Source organism: Testudinibacter sp. P80/BLE/0925 (assembly GCF_053570785.1).
The window spans coordinates 2419869-2438853 of the sequence record NZ_CM131636.1; the positions used below are offsets into that span (position 1 = coordinate 2419869).

The 18985-nt window shown below is 46.3% G+C and carries 14 protein-coding genes and 1 tRNA gene; 5 read left to right on the forward strand and 10 right to left on the reverse strand.

Features of this window, described 5'->3' with window-relative positions; all coding sequences use genetic code 11:
* Positions 1-6: 6 nt before the first annotated feature.
* The gene (locus ACWA5Z_RS11750) at positions 7-1023 is read right to left on the reverse strand and encodes an LLM class flavin-dependent oxidoreductase (protein ID WP_431052597.1); all 1017 of its coding nucleotides are present in this window, start codon (positions 1021-1023) and stop codon (positions 7-9) included.
* A 164-nt stretch (positions 1024-1187) separates the two neighbouring features.
* Here ACWA5Z_RS11750 and ACWA5Z_RS11755 point away from each other — a divergent pair, with 164 nt between their 5' ends.
* On the forward strand, positions 1188-2492 hold the full coding sequence (locus ACWA5Z_RS11755) for an L-cysteine desulfidase family protein (protein ID WP_431052599.1): 1305 nt from the start codon (positions 1188-1190) through the stop codon (positions 2490-2492).
* Between the two features lie 77 nt (positions 2493-2569).
* On the opposite strand, the gene ACWA5Z_RS11760 is transcribed toward ACWA5Z_RS11755, so the two are convergent.
* The 6 genes from ACWA5Z_RS11760 to lptF form a co-directional block, all read right to left on the reverse strand.
* Positions 2570-5425 carry a valine--tRNA ligase gene (locus ACWA5Z_RS11760; protein WP_431052601.1) on the reverse strand — a complete coding sequence of 952 codons (2856 nt, stop codon included), beginning with the start codon at positions 5423-5425 and terminating at the stop codon, positions 2570-2572.
* 60 nt (positions 5426-5485) lie between these two features.
* A complete protein-coding gene (locus tag ACWA5Z_RS11765) occupies positions 5486-5926 on the reverse strand; it encodes a DNA polymerase III subunit chi (protein ID WP_431052603.1) in 441 nt (146 codons plus the stop codon).
* Positions 5927-6134: 208 nt separating this feature from the next.
* Positions 6135-6365 (reverse strand): hypothetical protein, encoded by a 231-nt coding sequence (locus ACWA5Z_RS11770; protein WP_431052605.1) that lies wholly within the window; start codon positions 6363-6365, stop codon positions 6135-6137.
* Between the two features lie 182 nt (positions 6366-6547).
* Positions 6548-6632, reverse strand: a tRNA-Leu gene (locus ACWA5Z_RS11775).
* Between the two features lie 194 nt (positions 6633-6826).
* Positions 6827-7903, reverse strand: coding sequence for an LPS export ABC transporter permease LptG (gene lptG, locus ACWA5Z_RS11780; protein WP_431052607.1), 1077 nt, complete (start codon positions 7901-7903; stop codon positions 6827-6829).
* Positions 7904-7905: 2 nt separating this feature from the next.
* A complete protein-coding gene (gene lptF / locus ACWA5Z_RS11785) occupies positions 7906-9012 on the reverse strand; it encodes an LPS export ABC transporter permease LptF (protein WP_431052609.1) in 1107 nt (368 codons plus the stop codon).
* A 175-nt stretch (positions 9013-9187) separates the two neighbouring features.
* Between lptF and ACWA5Z_RS11790 the strand changes: the two genes are divergently transcribed.
* Entirely contained in the window at positions 9188-10684 is a 1497-nt protein-coding gene (locus ACWA5Z_RS11790; RefSeq protein ID WP_431052611.1) for a leucyl aminopeptidase, read from the forward strand.
* 270 nt (positions 10685-10954) lie between these two features.
* On the opposite strand, the gene ACWA5Z_RS11795 is transcribed toward ACWA5Z_RS11790, so the two are convergent.
* The 3 genes from ACWA5Z_RS11795 to ACWA5Z_RS11805 form a co-directional block, all read right to left on the reverse strand.
* Entirely contained in the window at positions 10955-14056 is a 3102-nt protein-coding gene (locus ACWA5Z_RS11795) for a beta-galactosidase (RefSeq protein WP_431052613.1), read from the reverse strand.
* Positions 14057-14131: 75 nt separating this feature from the next.
* Positions 14132-14617 (reverse strand): YhcB family protein, encoded by a 486-nt coding sequence (locus tag ACWA5Z_RS11800; protein ID WP_431052615.1) that lies wholly within the window; start codon positions 14615-14617, stop codon positions 14132-14134.
* Between the two features lie 122 nt (positions 14618-14739).
* Positions 14740-15651 (reverse strand): AraC family transcriptional regulator, encoded by a 912-nt coding sequence (locus ACWA5Z_RS11805; protein ID WP_431052617.1) that lies wholly within the window; start codon positions 15649-15651, stop codon positions 14740-14742.
* A 123-nt stretch (positions 15652-15774) separates the two neighbouring features.
* Here ACWA5Z_RS11805 and ACWA5Z_RS11810 point away from each other — a divergent pair, with 123 nt between their 5' ends.
* The 3 genes from ACWA5Z_RS11810 (at position 15775) to rplM (ending at position 18975) form a co-directional block, all read left to right on the forward strand.
* Positions 15775-16932: a carboxylesterase family protein gene (locus ACWA5Z_RS11810; RefSeq protein ID WP_431052619.1), complete on the forward strand. Its 1158-nt coding sequence runs from the start codon at positions 15775-15777 to the stop codon at positions 16930-16932.
* Positions 16929-18338: a sugar porter family MFS transporter gene (locus ACWA5Z_RS11815; protein ID WP_431052621.1), complete on the forward strand. Its 1410-nt coding sequence runs from the start codon at positions 16929-16931 to the stop codon at positions 18336-18338. The genes ACWA5Z_RS11810 and ACWA5Z_RS11815 overlap by 4 nt, the downstream gene beginning before the upstream one ends.
* 208 nt (positions 18339-18546) lie before the next feature.
* Positions 18547-18975: a 50S ribosomal protein L13 gene (gene rplM / locus ACWA5Z_RS11820; protein ID WP_431052623.1), complete on the forward strand. Its 429-nt coding sequence runs from the start codon at positions 18547-18549 to the stop codon at positions 18973-18975.
* Positions 18976-18985 lie beyond the last annotated feature (10 nt).

Sequence of the window (18985 nt, forward strand, 5' to 3'; positions counted from 1 at the left end):
TATCGACTAAACCGCACTTTGGTATTGTTCGGCGATTTGTTTGAATAAGCGATAAGAATCGAGCTGTTTTTGCTGATCGTAAATATAGGTGACCGCCATCATTTCATCGGCTTTGATAATACGCTGTAACTGGTGCAACTGATTGGCAACACTCGCCGGGCTGCCCAATAAGGTGCAGGCGGTCATGCTGTTCAACACCTGTTGCTCGTGGGGTTCGATTTCCCCGGCGGCAATCGCTTTAGGCGGTTGCAACGGCAAATGGGTATTGCGCACCACATTCAGGAAAAAACGCTGCTGCGACGTTGCCAATAATTCGGCTTCGGCGTCCGTTTCCGCCGCAATCACATTCAGGCACAAAATAAAATACGGTTCGGCCAACACACTGGACGGTTTGAATTGCCGACGGTAAATCGCCACCGCACTTTCCAACATTCGCGGCGCAAAATGGGCGGCAAAAACATAAGGCAAGCCCAACTCGGCGGCTAAATAGGCGCTTTCGGTGCTCGAACCCAAAATATACAGCGGAATATGCGTGCCGACTCCCGGATAGGCTTTGACAAAACCCTGTTTATCACTGTCGCCTAAATAACGTTGCAAAGTGCGCACATCATCGGGAAAAGACAGCGCGCTTTCCAGCGCAGGATTACGGCGTAGGGCTTGCGCCGTTGCCTGATCGGTTCCGGGCGCACGCCCTAATCCCAAATCAACCCGCTGCGGATACAGGGTTTCCAACGTGCCATACTGCTCCGCCACCATTAACGGACTGTGATTCGGCAACATCACCCCGCCGGAACCGATTCGCATCCGCTGTGTGTGCTGCAACAAATGGCTGATTAATATTGACGTCGCCGAGCTGACCAAACCGGGCGTGTTGTGGTGTTCCGCCACCCAATAACGGCTATAGCCTAATTGTTCGGTCTGTTGTGCCAGCCATGTCATCGCCTCAATTGCCTGGCGGTTGTCAAAACCGGCACGCACCGGCGCGAGATTCAATACCGAAACCGCAAGTCCTGTCTTGTTCATACTTAATCCTAATGCTGATTCATCACAAAAAACGATTATACACCCTTCCGCTTCAAGAGAAAAAAGCTTAAAAAATCACATTTCAGACATTCGTTTCTTTATCTTGCCGGCTAACCTGCTATGATATGCGCCGTTATTTTTCTCTTTCTCAATGGTAATGATTTATGCCGAAACTCAGCGAACTATTACAAACCCAATTAGTCGAAATCGTGCGCAATGATGTTGTGCCGGCATTAGGCTGCACCGAGCCGATTTCATTGGCACTGGCTTCAGCGGTGGCAGCGAAATATCTCGCGGCAAAGCCGGAGCGAATCGAAGCTAAGGTATCGCCTAATCTGATGAAAAACGGCTTAGGCGTTGCCGTGCCGGGTACGGGCATGGTCGGTTTGCCGATTGCGGCGGCGATTGGCGCGTTGGGCGGAGATCCCGACGGCAAATTGGAAGTGTTAAAACAGATCACCGCGGAACAAATCGCCGCGGCAAAGCAATTGTTAGCCGAGCAAAAAGTCACGGTCGGGATTAAAGATACCGAGCAAATTCTCTATTCGCAAGCCACCTTATTTCATGGTAACGATTGGGTCAAAGTCTGTATTCAAGATAATCACACCAATATTATTTCGATTGAGAAAAACGGTGAGATGATCTATCAACATGCCGGACGGCAAGCCTGTACCAGCGAAAACGAATATACGGTTTTCGAGCAACTGACCGCTCAAGATCTGTTTGATTTTGCCGTCAATGTCGAAATTGACAAAATCGCGTTTATTTTAGAAGCGGCACGGCTGAATACCGCACTTTCGCAAGAGGGCCTAAGCAAAAACTACGGTTTGCATATCGGGCGCACGCTGCAAAAACACGTCGGCAGCGGCTTGATGTCGGACGATTTATTAAGCCGGGTGATTATCCAAACCACCGCCGCCTCCGACGCGCGCATGGGCGGCGCAACCCTACCGGCGATGAGCAATTCCGGTTCGGGCAATCAAGGTATCGCCGCCACCATGCCGGTGGTGGTGGTTGCCGAGTATTTGCAAGCCGATGAAGAAAAACTGACGCGCGCCCTGTTTTTATCGCACTTAATGGCAATTTATATCCACAGCAAACTGCCGAAGCTTTCCGCACTTTGCGCCGTCACCACCGCGTCAATGGGCAGTTGCGCCGGCATTGCCTGGTTGCTGACCGGCAAATTTGAAACCGTGAGCATGGGCATTTGCAGCATGATCGGCGACATCAGCGGCATTATCTGCGACGGCGCCGCCAACAGTTGCGCGATGAAAGTCTCCACCAGCGTATCCAGCGGCTACAAATCGGTGCTAATGGCAATGGACAACACCCGCGTCACCGGCGAAGAAGGCATTGTCGAATATGATATTGACGCCACCATCAATAACCTTTGCGCCATCGCCTCACGCAGTATGCTCTACACCGATAAGCAGGTGATTGAAATCATGGTGAGTAAACCGAAAAGATAGTTTTTAGCATAAAAAGTGCGGTATAAAAAAGGGCGCATATCATGCGCCCTGATTCTTTGCTGAGCCTATTTGCCCAATTACAGCGTTTCAATACTCAAATACTGCGCTTTGAGTTTTTCCATGCCGTCTTGATACTCCGCCATTTTTGACCGTTCTTTATCGATCACCGCCGCCGGCGCTTTGGCGACAAAGCCTTCGTTTGACAGTTTATTTTCGATACGGGCGATCTCATTTTGCAAACGTTCGATTTCTTTGTTTAAACGCGCCAGTTCCGCCGCTTTATCGATGAAACCTGCCATTGGCACCAGCAACTCGCAGCCGCCGACCAGTTTCGCCACCGACAACGGTGCGGTTTCGCCTTGCGCCAACACTTGCACCGAATCCAATTTCGCCATATTTTGCAACAAAGTGCGGTTTTTGGCTAAACAAGCGGCTTCGTTCTCGTTTAAATTCCGCAGCAGCAGATCCAAGCCTTTGCCCGGCGGAATGTTTTTCTCGGCGCGGATATTGCGCACATTGACGATAATTTCTTTCAGCCACTCGATTTCATCAAGTGCGGTTTGATCGACACGTTCTGTATTATAACTTGGGAACGGTTGCAACATAATCGTATCGCCATGCACGCCGACCAAGCCTTTCGCCCGTTGCCAGATTTCCTCGGTGATAAACGGAATAATCGGGTGCGCCAAACGCAACAGACTTTCCAACACGGTTAATAAGGTGTGGCGAGTGCCGCGTTGCTGCGCTTCGCTGCCGCTGTTAAAGACCGGTTTGGTCAATTCCAGATACCAGTCACAGAACTGATTCCAGGTGAATTCATACAGAATATTCGCAGCCAAGTCAAAACGATAGCTGTCCAATGCCTGACGGAAGGCTTTCACCGTATTGTTGTATTCGGCTAAAATCCAACGATCCGCTAGGGAAAGTTCTTTTTCGCCTGCGCCAAAACCGCAATCTTTGCCTTCGGCGTTCATCAACACAAATCGGCTGGCGTTCCATAGTTTGTTACAGAAATTACGGTAACCTTCCAAGCGGTTCATATCCCAGTTAATGTCACGCCCGTTTGACGCGAGCGCACTCAAGGTGAAACGCAATGCGTCAGTGCCATGCTGATTAATGCCGTTCGGGAACGCTTTGCGCGTGGCTTTTTCGATTTTTTCCGCCAACTGCGGTTGCATCATATTGCCGGTACGTTTTTCAACTAAGGCTTCCAAATCAATGCCGTCGATCATATCCAACGGATCGATCACGTTGCCTTTCGATTTCGACATTTTTTGCCCGCTTTCGTCACGGATCAAACCGGTCACATACACGGTTTTGAACGGCACTTGCGGCTTGCCGTCTTTATCTTTGATAAAGTGCATGGTGAACATAATCATTCTGGCAACCCAGAAGAAGATAATGTCAAAGCCGGTGATCAACACATTAGTCGGGTGGAACATTTCCAAATCAGGGGTTTGTTTCGGCCAGCCTAAGGTCGAGAATGTCCACAGCCCGGAAGAGAACCATGTATCCAGCACATCATCGTCTTGGCGCAACGCAACATCGGCGGCTAAGTTGTATTTCGACCGCACTTCGGCTTCATCGCGCGCCACATACACCTTACCGCTCTCGTCGTACCACGCCGGAATACGGTGTCCCCACCATAATTGACGGGAAATGCACCAATCTTGAATATCGCGCATCCACGAGAAATACAGGTTTTCATACTGTTTCGGCACAAACCGGATTTCACCGTCTTCCACCGCTTTAATCGCCGTTTTCGCCAATGGGGCAACGCTGACATACCATTGATCGGTCAGCATTGGCTCAATCGGCACACCGCCACGGTCGCCGTAAGGCACTTTCAGATCGTGCGGTTTGATTTGATCGAGTAAACCCAGTTCTTCAAACTCGGCAACCAACTGTTTACGCGCCGCAAAACGCGCTAAGCCGCGATAGTTTTCCGGAATAAAGGCTTGGTAATCGTTGTTGGCTTTGCCGTCGCTGTTCAGCACTTCCGCTTGCTCGCGAATATCGGCGTTCAGCGTCAGCACGTTGACCATCGGCAATTGATGGCGTTTGCCTACTTCGTAGTCGTTGAAATCATGCGCCGGCGTGATTTTCACCACGCCCGTTCCAAACTCGCGATCGACATAATCGTCGGCAACAATCGGAATTTCACGATTGGCGAGCGGTAATAAGACGGTTTTGCCAATCAGCGATTGATAACGCTCGTCTTCCGGGTGCACCGCCACTGCGGTATCGCCCAACACGGTTTCAGGGCGGGTGGTGGCAACCACTAAATAATCCAAGCCGTCCGCCGTTTTCGCCCCGTTTGCCAACGGATAACGGAAGTGCCACAGGCTGCCTTTGCTCTCTTTGTTTTCCACTTCCAAATCGGAAATGGCGGTGTGCAGTTTCGGATCCCAGTTCACCAAACGCTTACCGCGATAAATCAAGCCCTCTTCATGCAAGCGCACGAACACTTCTTTCACCGCATCGGACAGCCCCTCGTCCATAGTGAAGCGCTCACGTTCCCAATCGACCGAGTTCCCGATACGGCGCATTTGTTGGCTGATCGTGCCGCCCGACTCCGCTTTCCATTGCCAAATGCGATCAATAAAGGTTTCGCGCGTAAAATCATGCCGCGTTTTGCCCTCTTCCGCTGCAATTTTGCGTTCAACCACCATCTGTGTGGCGATTCCGGCATGATCCGTCCCCGCCTGCCACAAGGTATTATCGCCCTGCATACGGTGATAACGAATCAAAGTATCCATTAATGTCTGCTGGAACGCATGCCCCATGTGCAAACTGCCGGTGACATTCGGCGGCGGAATAGCAATGCTGTAACTCGGACGGGAACGATCTTCCGACGGTTTAAAATAGCCGCGTTGCTCCCAATTTTGGTATAAACGCTGTTCGATATTTTGTGGATTATAAGTGGTTTCCATATTCTCTATCTTATTTGAAAGTGCTGACCGCACTTTATTACTTACTAAACGAATTGCTGATTAAATTTGCTGTGTCGACAATTCGAATCCCAGTTGGCGATACTGCTTATAGCGTTCGCGCGCTTGGATTTTGGCTTGTTCTTCGCTTGGCACAAAATCAATCACTTGGCTAAAACTGTTGGCAAAATCGGGAACCGCACTTTGCAGTGAAATCAGCAAATCGCGCCGTTGGCTATTGCGTTTACCGATCCAACTGATTTCAATCGGGGTGGCATAAGTGGTGATTTCGCCGGACAAATTATGCGGCACAAATTGTTCCGCATCGCGTTGCCACAAGGCTTCGTCCAGCAGTAATGCCTGCCGTTCCGTTTCACAGGCGATTAACACTCGCTTGCCGAGCCGCCATGCATCGGCCGCCAAATCGCAAGTCAACGCTTCTTGCGCGCTCAGCTCTGAATCCGCTTTTCCCGCCTGTAAAAGATAAAATTGTGCTTTTTTCACCTGCCAACCTTTTCACTTGCCAAATAACTTTTCAGCTTGAAAATAAACGTCTGATTTTAGCGAAAAACCGCTGTGAGTGAAAGGGGAAAATCAAGGTTGTTACTGACAACAGCGGCTTAGTTAGGTTTGGTATGTAGATAAAAAATTGCCGCAGTCTCAATACAGACACTGCGGCAATCCGATTCTAAAGAAAAAAAGGAAGACAATTTTAAATAACGGCTTGAATTTGCGCGAGATCGTATTCGCTCGGAATCACTTCGGTCAAATTCACTTTCGCTAAAATTCCACCCAGCTTTTTGGTGGCGCGGCATTGTGAAACAACCGCACTTCCCAAGGTGATCGAGACATATTTCGCCTTATTCAACGCAGTGCAAATTTGCTCCGCATCCGCTTCGGACAAACATTCAAACTTACGTACAGACATAGGTGCAAGCGCCATAACAACCTCCTTTAGATAATTATTTATAAAATAGAAAATAACTGGAGTTAACTATACACTATTTTTCGTTTAAATTTATAGCAAAAATTAATGCCGAATTGATTTAGATCGTGAATCTACCGGCTTTAGCACATAAAAAAGCCCCTATCTTTCGATAGGGGCTTGATGATTATATTTACCAGTGGTGCCTAGGGCCGGACTCGAACCGGCACACCCGAAGGCGGTTGATTTTGAATCAACTGCGTCTACCAATTTCGCCACCCAGGCAACGCTGATAAACATAATCGCTGTCAGTGGTGCGCATTATACGGCTATCAAGCCAAGTTGCAAGCGCAAAATTTAAAATTTGCATTCGTTCGCTTTAATTTTAGACAACTTGCTTATTTCTTATTAAACACCGCACTTTTTTGTTTACATCTCATACAGATATTCGTCTTCAAGTGCGGTTTGCCCGTCAAAAATCAGCTCGGTTTACGTTTTAATAACCACCAAGTCAGTAATAAAAACAGTAAACTTGGCAAGAGTGCGCCGATAATCGGCGGAATATTAAACACCACCGTGACACGCCCGAACGTTTCGTTAATCACATAAAACGCGAAACCAAAGACAATACCGGTCACAATGCGCGCGCCGGTGGTAACGCTGCGCAGTGGTCCGAAAATAAAAGATAATGCCAGTAACATCATCACCGCAACCGACAACGGTTGGAACAACTTGCGCCAATATAGCAATTCAAATTGTTTTGAATCCTGCCCGCTCTCTTTCAGGAACGTCGCATAATTATTCAAGCCGCTAATCGACAATGAACTGGCTTTCAGGCTGACCGACAACAGTTTATCCGGGGTAAGACTGGATTGCCAAACGTGGTTTAAATAGTTACGGTTTTGAATGCTATCGCCTTCAATCACCGTTTCGCTCAACTGGTTGAACACCCAGTTGCCATTCTGCTCGTTATAGTTTGCTTGATTTCCCTGTTGCATGACTTTCAGTCGGCGTTCATTGTCGAACTGATAGATATAAATATTATTCAGGGTGTTTTCATTGTTCACATGCTGAATATAAACGAAATTATTGCCGTCACGCGCCCAAATACCGTTTTGTACCGATAACAGCGATCCGCCGGAAATCGCTTGCGAACGCATATTACGCGCAAACTGTTCGGTTTGCGGAATCCCCCATTCGCCGAGCAGCATAATCGCCAAAATCAGCGGAACAGCGGTTTTAATCACGGATAAACCGATTTTTAACCGGGAAAAACCGGACGCTTGCATTACCACCAGTTCGCTATTGGCGGCAAGCGCGCCCAGACCGATTAACGCCCCTAACAATGCCGCCATCGGGAAAAAGGTTTCAATATCGCGCGGTATGGTGAGCAAGGTGTAATACACCGCTTGCAAACCATCATAACTGCCTTTGCCGACATCACGGAACTGTTCGACAAATTTAATAATCGCCGACAAACCGACCAACATGAACAATGTCACCAGGATTGTCGCGAAGATTGTCCGTCCGATATAACGATCCAATACACCAAACATAATCAATCCTCTACTGCCGAGTTGGGAGAAAACAGATGACGGACACGATACATAAACGCACTGTTCCAACTATTTAACATGATTGCAATGAATAAAAAGGCAAAATGCACCAACGGAATCCACACCCCAGCCTCCGCTTTGCCGCTGGTTCCCGCCGATTTGAGCGAGCTCAAGAGGAGAAAATAGATTAAATACAGCAAAAGTGCGGGCAACATTTTGGCAAACCGTCCTTGGCGCGGATTGACTTTGCTCAGGGGAACGGCAAGCAATGCCATCAACGGCACGGCAAGGACTAACGAGATCCGCCACCACAGCTCTGCCCTTGAAGCGGCCGAATCTTCGCTAAGCAGTTGATTCAGATTCAACCGCTCGATTTTATCGCTTTGCGAATCAACATTGGTAAACGTCAAATAAGCCTGATAATCGTCAAAATGGGTGATTTTAAAATCCGGCAGAATCGCACTGCCTTCATAGCGTTCGCTATTATTCAGTTTCAGGATTTGATCGCCGTTGGGCAAAGCTTCCAGATTACCGTTTTGCGCCACCAACACCGACGGTTTGATATTGCCGCGTTCGCGCATTTGAAACAGATAAATATTTTCTAAGGAGTTAGCCTCGACCTGATCGATAAACAGCACAAAATTACCGTCGTTGTTGCTGATAAATTGTCCCGGACTTAACGCCGACAGCGTCGGGTTGGCCTTTGCCTGCTCCAACATATTCACCTGCTTCTCGATTGCCCAAGGCGACAACCAAAAAGCATTATATGCCGCCAACGCAGCCGTCAACACCGACAGCAATAACGCCACGCGCATGAGAATCCGCTGTCCGACACCGCAAGCGCGCATGACGGTGATTTCACTGTCGGCATAGAGCCGCCCCAATGTCATCAAAATCGCAATAAACAAACACAGCGGCAACATCAATTGCGCCATAGTCGGCATACCCAAGCCCAACAGCGAAAAAACCAAATCCGACGGCACATTGCCATTCACCGCCGAACCCAGCACGCGCACCAATTGTTGCGCAAAGAAAATCAACAGCAAGATAAACAAAATCGCTATCTGGCTTTTGAAAATTTCTTTGGTTAAATATTTAAGTAAGATCACAAGCAACCCTTTTGGTGTTTTATCTTAAAATTCTTGCTATCTATGACAACAGAAAAGCCAATACCATAAAAATCACGACTTTTTTACTTGTTCCAATGTCATTCAGCATAATAAATCGTATAATGATACCCTTATTTTCATAACCACAACAATAAAAATATTTCCGGAGAAGCCAATGCAATTTCACCTTACCGACAACCCGATTTCCGCTCAAAACAGCGATTGTGTGATCGTTGCCGTTTACAAAAATCAACAACTTAGCCCTGCGGCACAGCAGTTGGATCAACTTAGCCACGGCTATCTTGCCGACTTGTTAGCCGATACCGAAATCGAAGGCAAAATCGGACAAACCCTGATGTTACATCATGTCAAGAATAGCCCGGCTAAACGTATCCTACTGGTTGGCTGCGGCAACGCTGACGAAAGTTTAAACGAACGCCAATATCAACAAATTATCAGCAAAGCCTTTACCGCACTTGCTGCCGGCAACATTCAAAGTGCGGTCAGCTTTTTAAATGAAGTCGAGGTCAAAAAACGCGGTATTTATTGGAAAGTGCGGTTTGCGCTGGAAACCGTGCAGCAAGCCCGTTATCAATTCGACGATTTCAAAAGCAAAAAATCCGACGCGCGCCAAGCCTTGCAAAATCTAATGTTTGCGGTGGCAAGCGATGACCTGGCGAAAGCACAGCAGGCGCTACAGCACGCCAGCGCCATTGCGCAAGGAGTGAAAGCGGCAAAAGACGTGGCAAACTGCCCGCCGAACGTTTGCAATCCGGCGTATTTAGCCAATCTTGCGCAAGAATTGGCGGCGCAATCGGATTTGGTGAAGACCGCCATTATTGATGAAGCGCAAATGGCAGCGTTAAACATGAATGCTTATTTAGCGGTATCGCGCGGCTCGCACAATCCGGCATTTATGTCGGTGATCGAATATAAAAACCACCCGAATCCGAACGCCAAGCCGATTGTGTTGATCGGCAAAGGCTTAACCTTTGACGCCGGCGGGATTTCGCTAAAACCGGCGGCGGAAATGGATGAGATGAAATACGACATGGGCGGCGCCGCCTCGGTTTACGGCGTGATGAAAGCGGTTGCCGAGCTGAAATTGCCGTTGAATATCACCGCGATTCTTGCCGGGTGTGAAAACCTGCCGGACGGCAACGCTTATCGCCCGGGCGATATTCTCACCACCATGAACGGCTTGACCGTGGAAGTGTTGAACACCGACGCCGAAGGGCGTTTAGTGTTATGCGATGCCTTAACTTATGTCGAACGTTTCGATCCGGAAGTGGTGATTGATGTCGCCACCCTGACCGGTGCTTGCGTGGTGGCATTGGGGCAACATAACAGCGGCTTGGTTTCGCCTGATGACGAATTGGCGCAACAATTGGAAAAAGCGGCGGCGCAAGCGCAAGATAAAGCATGGCGCTTGCCGTTAAGCGAAGAGTATCAAGAGCAATTGAAATCCAATTTTGCCGATCTCGCCAATATCGGCGGACGTTGGGGCGGTGCGATTACCGCGGCGGCATTCTTAGCCAACTTCACCCAAAAATACACGTGGGCGCATTTGGATATTGCCGGCACAGCATGGAAATCCGGCGCGGAAAAAGGCGCAACCGGTCGCCCGGTATCGTTGTTGGTGCAGTATCTGTTAAATAAAGCGGCAGAATAACGATCAATTTTACATCGGCTAAGAACAAAAGTGCGGTTTTTATGATCTCCCTCCGCGTGCGGAGGGAGTAGCATTTTTCACAAGAAAAATGGGGAGGGAGGGATAATGTGAAAATGCAGCATATTCATTTTTAACATTCTTTATGCCTCCCTCCGTCCTTCGGACACCTCCCTCCGTATACGGAGGGAGGGAAATTATTCGAGAAAGCGACTTTGTCATCAGCCTGAAAAGTGCGGTCTTTAAACCGCACTAAGCCGCACTTTTGTGTTTTTATGCCAAACGTAAGCGATAACGATATTCTCGTTGTGTCAGCTGATATTCCCTGTGCACACTCGGTGTCCATGAATCATCACCGCCCACGCCCATGTGAAAACCATCAATCCGTAAATACACGCACGGATCGGCGACCAAGTCACAAGTATGGCGTGCTTGGGCTAAATTTTGCCGGCTGAAACGGCTGACGGCAAAATGGAAATGTCCGCGCACATTCAGGTTGGCGAAATTCAGTTCGCGCACATCGCAACGCAAGCCGTTTTCACTCGGGAAAATATAATTGGTGTGCAATTCGAATTGACTGAGATCGTATTGCCCGATGTGCGCGGCATTTTTGCGATCCGGGTAATTTTCATGCGGCCCTCGCCCGAACCATTTCACACGGCTGTCATTGTTGACTAACGCCATTTCAATCCCGACCCGCGGTAAGGACGGCAAGCCGTCGGCGACTTCAATTTGAATATCCAGATCCAACTCGCCTTGTGCGTTGATACGATACAACCAGCAACTTTTTAACAGCAATTGATCTTGATAATAGTAACCGTGCGTGGCGTGAATTTGCACACAATCGGATAGCGGCTCAAGGCGAAAATCTAGACATTTTTCGTTTAACGACCACAAACCGGCGGCTTGCCAGCGGCTGATCCACGCATTCGGATCAATATGTTGCGCCTCACTTGTGCCAATATCGTTATCCAACGGCGCACGGTAGAAATTATTGCGCAGCGGCTGCGCCAGTTGCTCCTTTCCTTGCTTTTGCCAACGGGTGAGTAAACCGCACTTTTTATCAAAGGCGAAGCGAAAATCTTCGCCTTGCACTTGCGCCTGATCCGCACTTTCACTAATCAACGGCAGCTCAACGGCGTGATCGGATACAAAGTGCGGTTCGCTCAACGCAATCACTTCCGGCAGCACAAACTGTTCTTTCGCCACGCAAAAACCGTTTTCCGCCCACATCTGTGTTTGATTTAAAATCACTTCCACATCAATCAGATACAAAGTATCCGGCAGTAAATGAATATCCAACGGAATACGGATGGTTTGGCTGCCTTGCGGTGGCAAATTTAAGCCGCTGTAATTAAAACGAATCGGGAAACCGTTGGCGCTCAATTTCCAATGTAGGAAACAGTCTTTCACCGTTTTGAACAGATATTCGCTGGTGACGGTCAATTCATAGCCCTGCGCCGCTTTTTCCAATTTAAATTGGAAAAACTGTTGTGCTTTTTTCACTTCCGCCATCGCCGGGTGCAACGTGCGGTCAGGGAACAGCAAGCCGTTAATACAGAACTGGCGATCATTAATCTGATCGCCGAAATCGCCGCCGTACGCCCAATACGGGTTGCCGTCTTGATCGTATTTGGTCAGCCCTTGATCGACCCAATCCCAAATAAAGCCGCCTTGCAAGCGCGGATATTGGCGGAATGCCTGCCAATATTGGTTGAAGTTGCCGGAACTGTTGCCCATCGCATGGGCATATTCGCATAAAATCAACGGGCGTTGTTCGTCGGGCATGGAAATGGCTTTTTTAATTGCCCATTTGGTGACGGCTTCGGCAGCGAAGAATTGATCCTGTTCGACGCGCGCATACATCGGGCAAATAATATCGGTTGCCGCCGTCATCGCGCCACCGCCCTCGTATTGCACCGGGCGGCTCGGATCGCGCTGTTTCAGCCATTGATACATCGCATGATGATTATTGCCGATCCCCGATTCGTTGCCCAGAGACCAGATAATAATACCGGCGTGGTTTTTATCGCGCTCCACCATGCGTACCACCCGCGCCAAATAGGCATTCAGCCAGCTCGGATCATCGGATAAATGGCGCATTGGCGATTGCCCGTGGGTTTCCAAATTGGCTTCATCGACCACATATAAGCCGTACTGATCGCACAGTTCATACCACGCCGGATGATTGGGATAATGGGCGCAGCGCACCGCATTGAAGTTGTTCTGTTTAAGCAGCAGAATATCTTGCCGCATATCTTCAACGGTGATGGCATGTCCCCGTTCGGGGTGGTGTTCATGGCGGTTCACGCCGCGAATCAGCAACGGTTTGCCGTTTAACAACAGTTGTCCGTGTTTGATTTCCACCTTGCGGAAACCAATATCGTAGGCTTCGCAGTCCAGTAGCTTATTATTCTCGTCCAACAAACTCACTACGCAGCGATACAAGTACGGTATTTCCGCCGACCATGGCTGCACCTCTCCCACACTGACAGTTTGTTGAAGCCGATCTTGATAACGCCCTTTTTCATCAAGCGCCGCTTGTTGCGCGAATGAAGCAACTTGCTCTAACAAACAATCTTCGCCGTTAAACAGTTGCAACCGTACTTTTGTCTGTTCCGCCGCATTGCGATTAAATCGGGTTTTGACCGTCAATGTACCGTTTTGATAAACCGCATCTAAATCGGCGTGAATCTCCACGTCGGCAATATGCAAGTGCGGTTTACTCAACAGGGTCACATCACGGAAAATACCGCTCAGCCACCACATATCCTGATCTTCCAAATACGAACCGTCGCTCCAACGCAACACCATCACCGTCAGCTGATTGCCGCCGGCATGTACAAAGTCGCTTAAATCAAATTCCGCCGCCACACGGCTGTCTTGCGCATAACCGACCCAACGCCCGTTACACCATAAATGGAATGCGCTGTTGACCCCGTCAAAATTGATCCGCACTTGGCGTTGCAGCCACTTTTCAGGCAAATGAAATAGCGTGCGGTAACAGCCGGTCGGATTATCTTGTGGCACGAAAGGCGGCTTATCGTCAAACGGATAGCGGATATTGGTATAAATCGGATTGTCCGCTACATTCGGTTGCAACTGCCAGTTGGACGGCACGGCAATCTTCAGCCAGTCAGTATCATCAAAGTGCGGTTGGATAACCTCTTCAGGCACGGCTTCCGGCTTGGCAAACAGTTGAAATTGCCACACGCCGTTTAACGATTGTTGATTCGGCGACGGCGTTTTGCCGACCGCACTTGGCACATCGGGATAGGCTCGTAACGGCGAATGTGCCGCCAAGCGGGACAAGGATGAAGTGACTAACTGATTTTGCCATTCTTTTGCTTTGATGATTTCATTAAACTCACGCATACCGCACTCTTAACAGGTTTAAATGGATAAAAATAAAGGCAACGAAACGCTGCCTTTTAAATCGCTTGGATAAGATTAAGCTTCTTTGCTTTTCAATAAACCGGAAGAACCTTTCGAATAATCTTTCGGTTGATCTTTGCCGGCAACGTCTTCTACTGCCGTCGCTTCCGCTGCGACTTTATCGCCCGCCGCCGTATCGGCAGCTTCCGCTTCTTTTCCCCCCGATTCCAACAGCGGATTTTCCTCAAAAATCGCTTTCGCTGTGGTTTCCGGCAACAGAGCGACCGAACTTTTCGCCAAATGTTTATATAAGCGCTGATAATCTTGCGCCATCGATTTCAATAAATCCGCACTTTCGGCAAAATGCTCCTCAATTTTCGCTTTTTGCTGTTCAACCTCGGTTTTGACCTGTTTCAACTCCGATTCGGTCTGCACCTGTTTGCGCACATTGCCGCTCGTGGCACGAATCAAAAAATACGCCAACACAAAACCTATCACCACACCGATAAAGCCGATCAACCACGGGTTACCTGTGATTGCCGAATTTGCTGCTGTTTCCATACACTCCCCCTCAAATTTTAAATGTAAAAAATAGCATAACTGGTTGAAAGTATAAAACGTTATGCCGATAAAGCTAAACACTAAATCCAATTTTTTTAGATTTAGATCACGAATTTCATCATTTAATTACGCGTAACTTGCCGAAATCGCTGACGATACTGCTTTGGCGTACATTGGCTTAATAGATAAAACTGCTTAGAAAAATAACTTAAATGGTTAAATCCGCTATTGAGTGCAATCTCAGTAATGCTCAAAGACGTATTCACCAGTAAGGTTTGGCTCACTTCAATTCGATAAGCATTTAAAAATGACATTGGGCTTTGTTGGACATATTTTTTAAATAATTTACAGCAACGGCTACGGCAAATATGTGCCGAGGCAGCAATACTGTCTAATCGCAATGGATGCATATAATTTTGATGGATAAAACTGGTCATTTTTTTCTGCAATACAATTTCTTCAGGCTCGTCCCCATCGCCCTGATTAAGATAATTCCTTACTAAATTAAACCATTTATGCCAACATTGGTAAGCCACTGCCATACACTCCATATCAATACCATCATCCGATTGCTGCGCTTGTAAATGTAAATTTCCCAATGTTTCAATATCTTGCAAAATAGCCAAATGGGCGGGTTCTTCAAAAGATAAATAATTCGCTTCCAGTCGTTTGGTATTAATGACCGGTTCAACAAATTTTTGGAATAACGTTTTTTCAGCACTAAAAATCATAGGGTTAATTAAAACACAAATAAAATCACAATCTTTTCCGGATAAAGAGTAACCATAGTGCATTGCTTTCGCATTCACAATAATACCATCCCCTTTCTTTAAAACAAAGGTCTTCCCATTCACATAATAATACATTTCGCCACTTAAAATTTTAATTAATTCAATATCTTCATGCCAATGGCATAACGCTTTCATGTCATTAAAATCGGATAATTTATTACATTGAATACCTATACGAACGTAAGGTAAGTAAGATTGAATAATTTCGGCTTGGTCATTCATTAGTTTTAACGTAATTTTCATAACAAGACCTCTTATAAAATACGATTTTTATAAAAATTAGCGAAAATTGTGTTAGAAAGCGATGTTTCTGCTCTGATAATATTATACTAAGAAATAAAAAGAGAACAATCAATAGGTGATAAAATGAAATCCAATAATCCACCCGATTTTTATTGCGAATGCTTGCCTATAGCCAAAGTTGATATACTTGGGGAGAGAATTACGCAATTCAAGTTACGTTTTTCAAGTCCCATTTCTGGAATGCCGCTATTTAATACAAATAGCATCGCTATTTTCCTAGCAAGCGAAAATACAGACAACCAGTGGGAAAAGCTATCTATTGCATATATTGAACAACGTAATGCCTCAGCAATAACGGTATTTATCAAGCAAGCATTGAACGACTCAATCACAAAAACATTAAAATTTGATCAAGTGCAGTTTCGACAACAGCGTTGCCATATTCAAGTTAAAATCAAATTTAAATTTCAGGTCAAAGATATATTTCACAGGGTATTAAAAGTGATGAATTTATTACCGATTCAACATATAGAAATAGATAAATGCCAACACTCATCATTTAACGATTTGGATTATAACCTCTATGTTCCTCACAAAAACAACACAAACCACCCATTAATCATTTATCTACATGGCGCCGGGGAAGGCGGTGATAATCAAAGTCATCTTATTGCTGATCGTGCCGTTGCAACGTTTACCGATCCTGCCATACAACAATTCTTTGATTATCCTTTTATTCTTGCGCCACAATGTCCTGATTTTTGGTTGAAAGAATTTAAATTAAATGGAATCACTTATTTTGGAAAACAAGATTACACCGCCACGCTCATTTATTTGATTAAAAATATTTTTTTACAACATCCACAGATTGATAAAAAACGCGTTTATATTATCGGCGCGTCGATGGGAGGTTATCAAGGATTAAGATTACTAGCGCATAGCCCTGACTTATTTAGCGCTGGCATTATTGCTTGCCCGGCTGAAATTCCAAGTAACGAGTTATTAGATAACTTAAATAATATACCGATGTGGCTATTGCATAGTAGAAAAGATGAGGTTGTTCCGGTTAAAAATACCGAATACATCATTAACTATCTAACTCCTAAAAATCCTAATCTTAAATATCAATTCTTTTCAGATATTATCATTCAAAACCTCAATCTTGATCCTCATTGCGTTTTTTTATATCTCTATGAGAATATTCCGAATATAAATGGAATATCTATTTTTCAATGGTTAAAACAACAAATTGGCAAGCCCAATACAAGGAGCATTTTATGAACAACGGTAAAAGCACGCTAAGTGCGGTCATCTATATTTCTATTATTGCCGCACTTGGTGGATTTCTATTCGGATTCGATACGGCGGTTATTAGTGGCACAGTTGAGTCTATCCGTAGTGAGGAATTTGGTTTTGGGCTTACATCAGGTGAATTAGGATTTGCCGTTGCCTCTGTATTAGTCGGATCTGCAATTGGTGCGTGGTATGCTGGTCTCGCGGCCATACGTTTTGGTCGAGTAAAAGTCATGTTAGTTGCCTCGGTGATGTTTTCCATTTCTGCAGTCGGCTCAGCGCTTGCCGTGGGTTTATGGGATTTTTCAGTTTGGCGATTAATCGGCGGTATTGGGGTCGGCATTGCCGCGGTAATTGCGCCCGCTTATATTGCCGAAGTTTCTCCGGCACATTTACGTGGACGTTTGGGCAGTTTACAGCAACTTGCTATCGCTGTGGGTTTATTAGTGTCCTTCATCTCTAATTATCTTCTTGCTAACATTGAAAATTCTCCTAATGCCGAATTATGGGGTGGTTTATTAGCTTGGCGCTGGATGCTGTTAGTCGAAATTTTTCCAGCCATGCTATATGGAATTATGGCGTTCAAATTACCCGAATCACCTCGTTATCTTGTTAGCAAAAATAAATTAACCGAAGCAAAGCATGTCTTAATCAAATACACCGGTGAGACGGCTCCGGATGCCAAAATTCACAGCATTCAGCAAAGTTTGGGGGATTTAGATGAAATTATTTCGATTAAAAACGTACTCTCATCAAAAACACTTTTTGTTCCGGTTGTTTGGATTGGAATTTGTTTTGCTTTTGTTGCGCAATTCACTGGAATTAATATCATTTTATACTACGCCTCTTCACTCTGGAGTGCGGTCGGATTTTCCCAATCACTCTCCTTTGCCGTTCCTATCGGTACAACAATGATCGGTGTATTGATGACTATTGTCGGTATGTTATATATCGATAAAATTGGGCGACGCAAATTACTGCTGATCGGCTCAATAGGTATGGGGATCTCTCTTTGGATTACTGGCTTTATTTTTATGAGCGCAGACAAAAGCGCAAACGGCTTAGCATTACCGGCATATCTGTCTTGGGCGGCCTTAATCAGTGCGCATATTTTTTATATTTTCTTTTGCGGCACTTGGGGGCCTGCTATTTGGGTGGTTTTAGGTGAGATATTCCCAAACCGCATTCGAACAACCGGACTTGGCATTGCCATTTGTGCAAACTGGATTGGTAATGTTATCGTCACATGGACATTCCCACCGATGTTACAAGCCTTTGGGCTTGCGCCGACTTATTTATTTTACGGGGTCTGCTGTATCGGCTCATTTTTCATGGTTAAATGGCTTATTCATGAAACTGGTAATCAAGAGTTGGAAGATTTGCCTCAGCGTTAAATTAATATGAGCCTTTTAGCCCATATTTTTCGCTAAAAGGTTCGCTTTTTGAAATCGTTTCCTATATAATCTTGCGACCCTGTATTACGACTGGTTTTCCCGCCGCGTAAATGTCATTGAGTTCTCACTCGAAGGGGTGCAGCAATCAATTTGAGGTGTGTCTAATATTAGACACAGGGTTTAAAATTTTTATATTGGTAATCATTTAATGAAAACTTTTGTAGCAAAACCGGAAACTGTAAAACGTGACTGGTATGTAGTTGACGCGACCGGTAAAACTTTAGGTCGTTTGGCTACTGAAATCGCAAGTCGCTTACGTGGTAAACACAAAGCCGAGTACACCCCGCACGTAGATACCGGTGATTACATCATCGTGATTAACGCTGAGAAAGTTGCCGTAACCGGTAAAAAACAAAGCGATAAAATCTACTACTGGCACACAGGCCACATCGGTGGAATCAAACAAGCGACTTTCAAAGAGATGATCGAACGTCGTCCTGAAAGCGTGATTGAAATTGCGGTTAAAGGTATGTTGCCTAAAGGTCCTTTGGGTCGTGCAATGTATCGTAAATTAAAAGTGTATGCGGGTGCCGAACACAGCCACGCTGCGCAACAACCACAAGTATTAGACATTTAATCACGGGATC

What these genes read in the sequence shown, in the direction of transcription:
- ACWA5Z_RS11770 (WP_431052605.1), bottom strand. Translation starts at nt 6,365, where the DNA reads ATGGCGCTTGCACCTATGTCTGTACGTAAGTTTGAATGTTTGTCCGAA.
- ACWA5Z_RS11795 (WP_431052613.1), bottom strand. Translation starts at nt 14,056, where the DNA reads ATGCGTGAGTTTAATGAAATCATCAAAGCAAAAGAATGGCAAAATCAG.
- ACWA5Z_RS11760 (WP_431052601.1), bottom strand. Translation starts at nt 5,425, where the DNA reads ATGGAAACCACTTATAATCCACAAAATATCGAACAGCGTTTATACCAA.
- ACWA5Z_RS11790 (WP_431052611.1), top strand. Translation starts at nt 9,188, where the DNA reads ATGCAATTTCACCTTACCGACAACCCGATTTCCGCTCAAAACAGCGAT.
- rplM (WP_431052623.1), top strand. Translation starts at nt 18,547, where the DNA reads ATGAAAACTTTTGTAGCAAAACCGGAAACTGTAAAACGTGACTGGTAT.
- ACWA5Z_RS11750 (WP_431052597.1), bottom strand. Translation starts at nt 1,023, where the DNA reads ATGAACAAGACAGGACTTGCGGTTTCGGTATTGAATCTCGCGCCGGTG.
- ACWA5Z_RS11810 (WP_431052619.1), top strand. Translation starts at nt 15,775, where the DNA reads ATGAAATCCAATAATCCACCCGATTTTTATTGCGAATGCTTGCCTATA.
- ACWA5Z_RS11805 (WP_431052617.1), bottom strand. Translation starts at nt 15,651, where the DNA reads ATGAAAATTACGTTAAAACTAATGAATGACCAAGCCGAAATTATTCAA.
- ACWA5Z_RS11755 (WP_431052599.1), top strand. Translation starts at nt 1,188, where the DNA reads ATGCCGAAACTCAGCGAACTATTACAAACCCAATTAGTCGAAATCGTG.
- ACWA5Z_RS11800 (WP_431052615.1), bottom strand. Translation starts at nt 14,617, where the DNA reads ATGGAAACAGCAGCAAATTCGGCAATCACAGGTAACCCGTGGTTGATC.
- ACWA5Z_RS11815 (WP_431052621.1), top strand. Translation starts at nt 16,929, where the DNA reads ATGAACAACGGTAAAAGCACGCTAAGTGCGGTCATCTATATTTCTATT.
- lptG (WP_431052607.1), bottom strand. Translation starts at nt 7,903, where the DNA reads ATGTTTGGTGTATTGGATCGTTATATCGGACGGACAATCTTCGCGACA.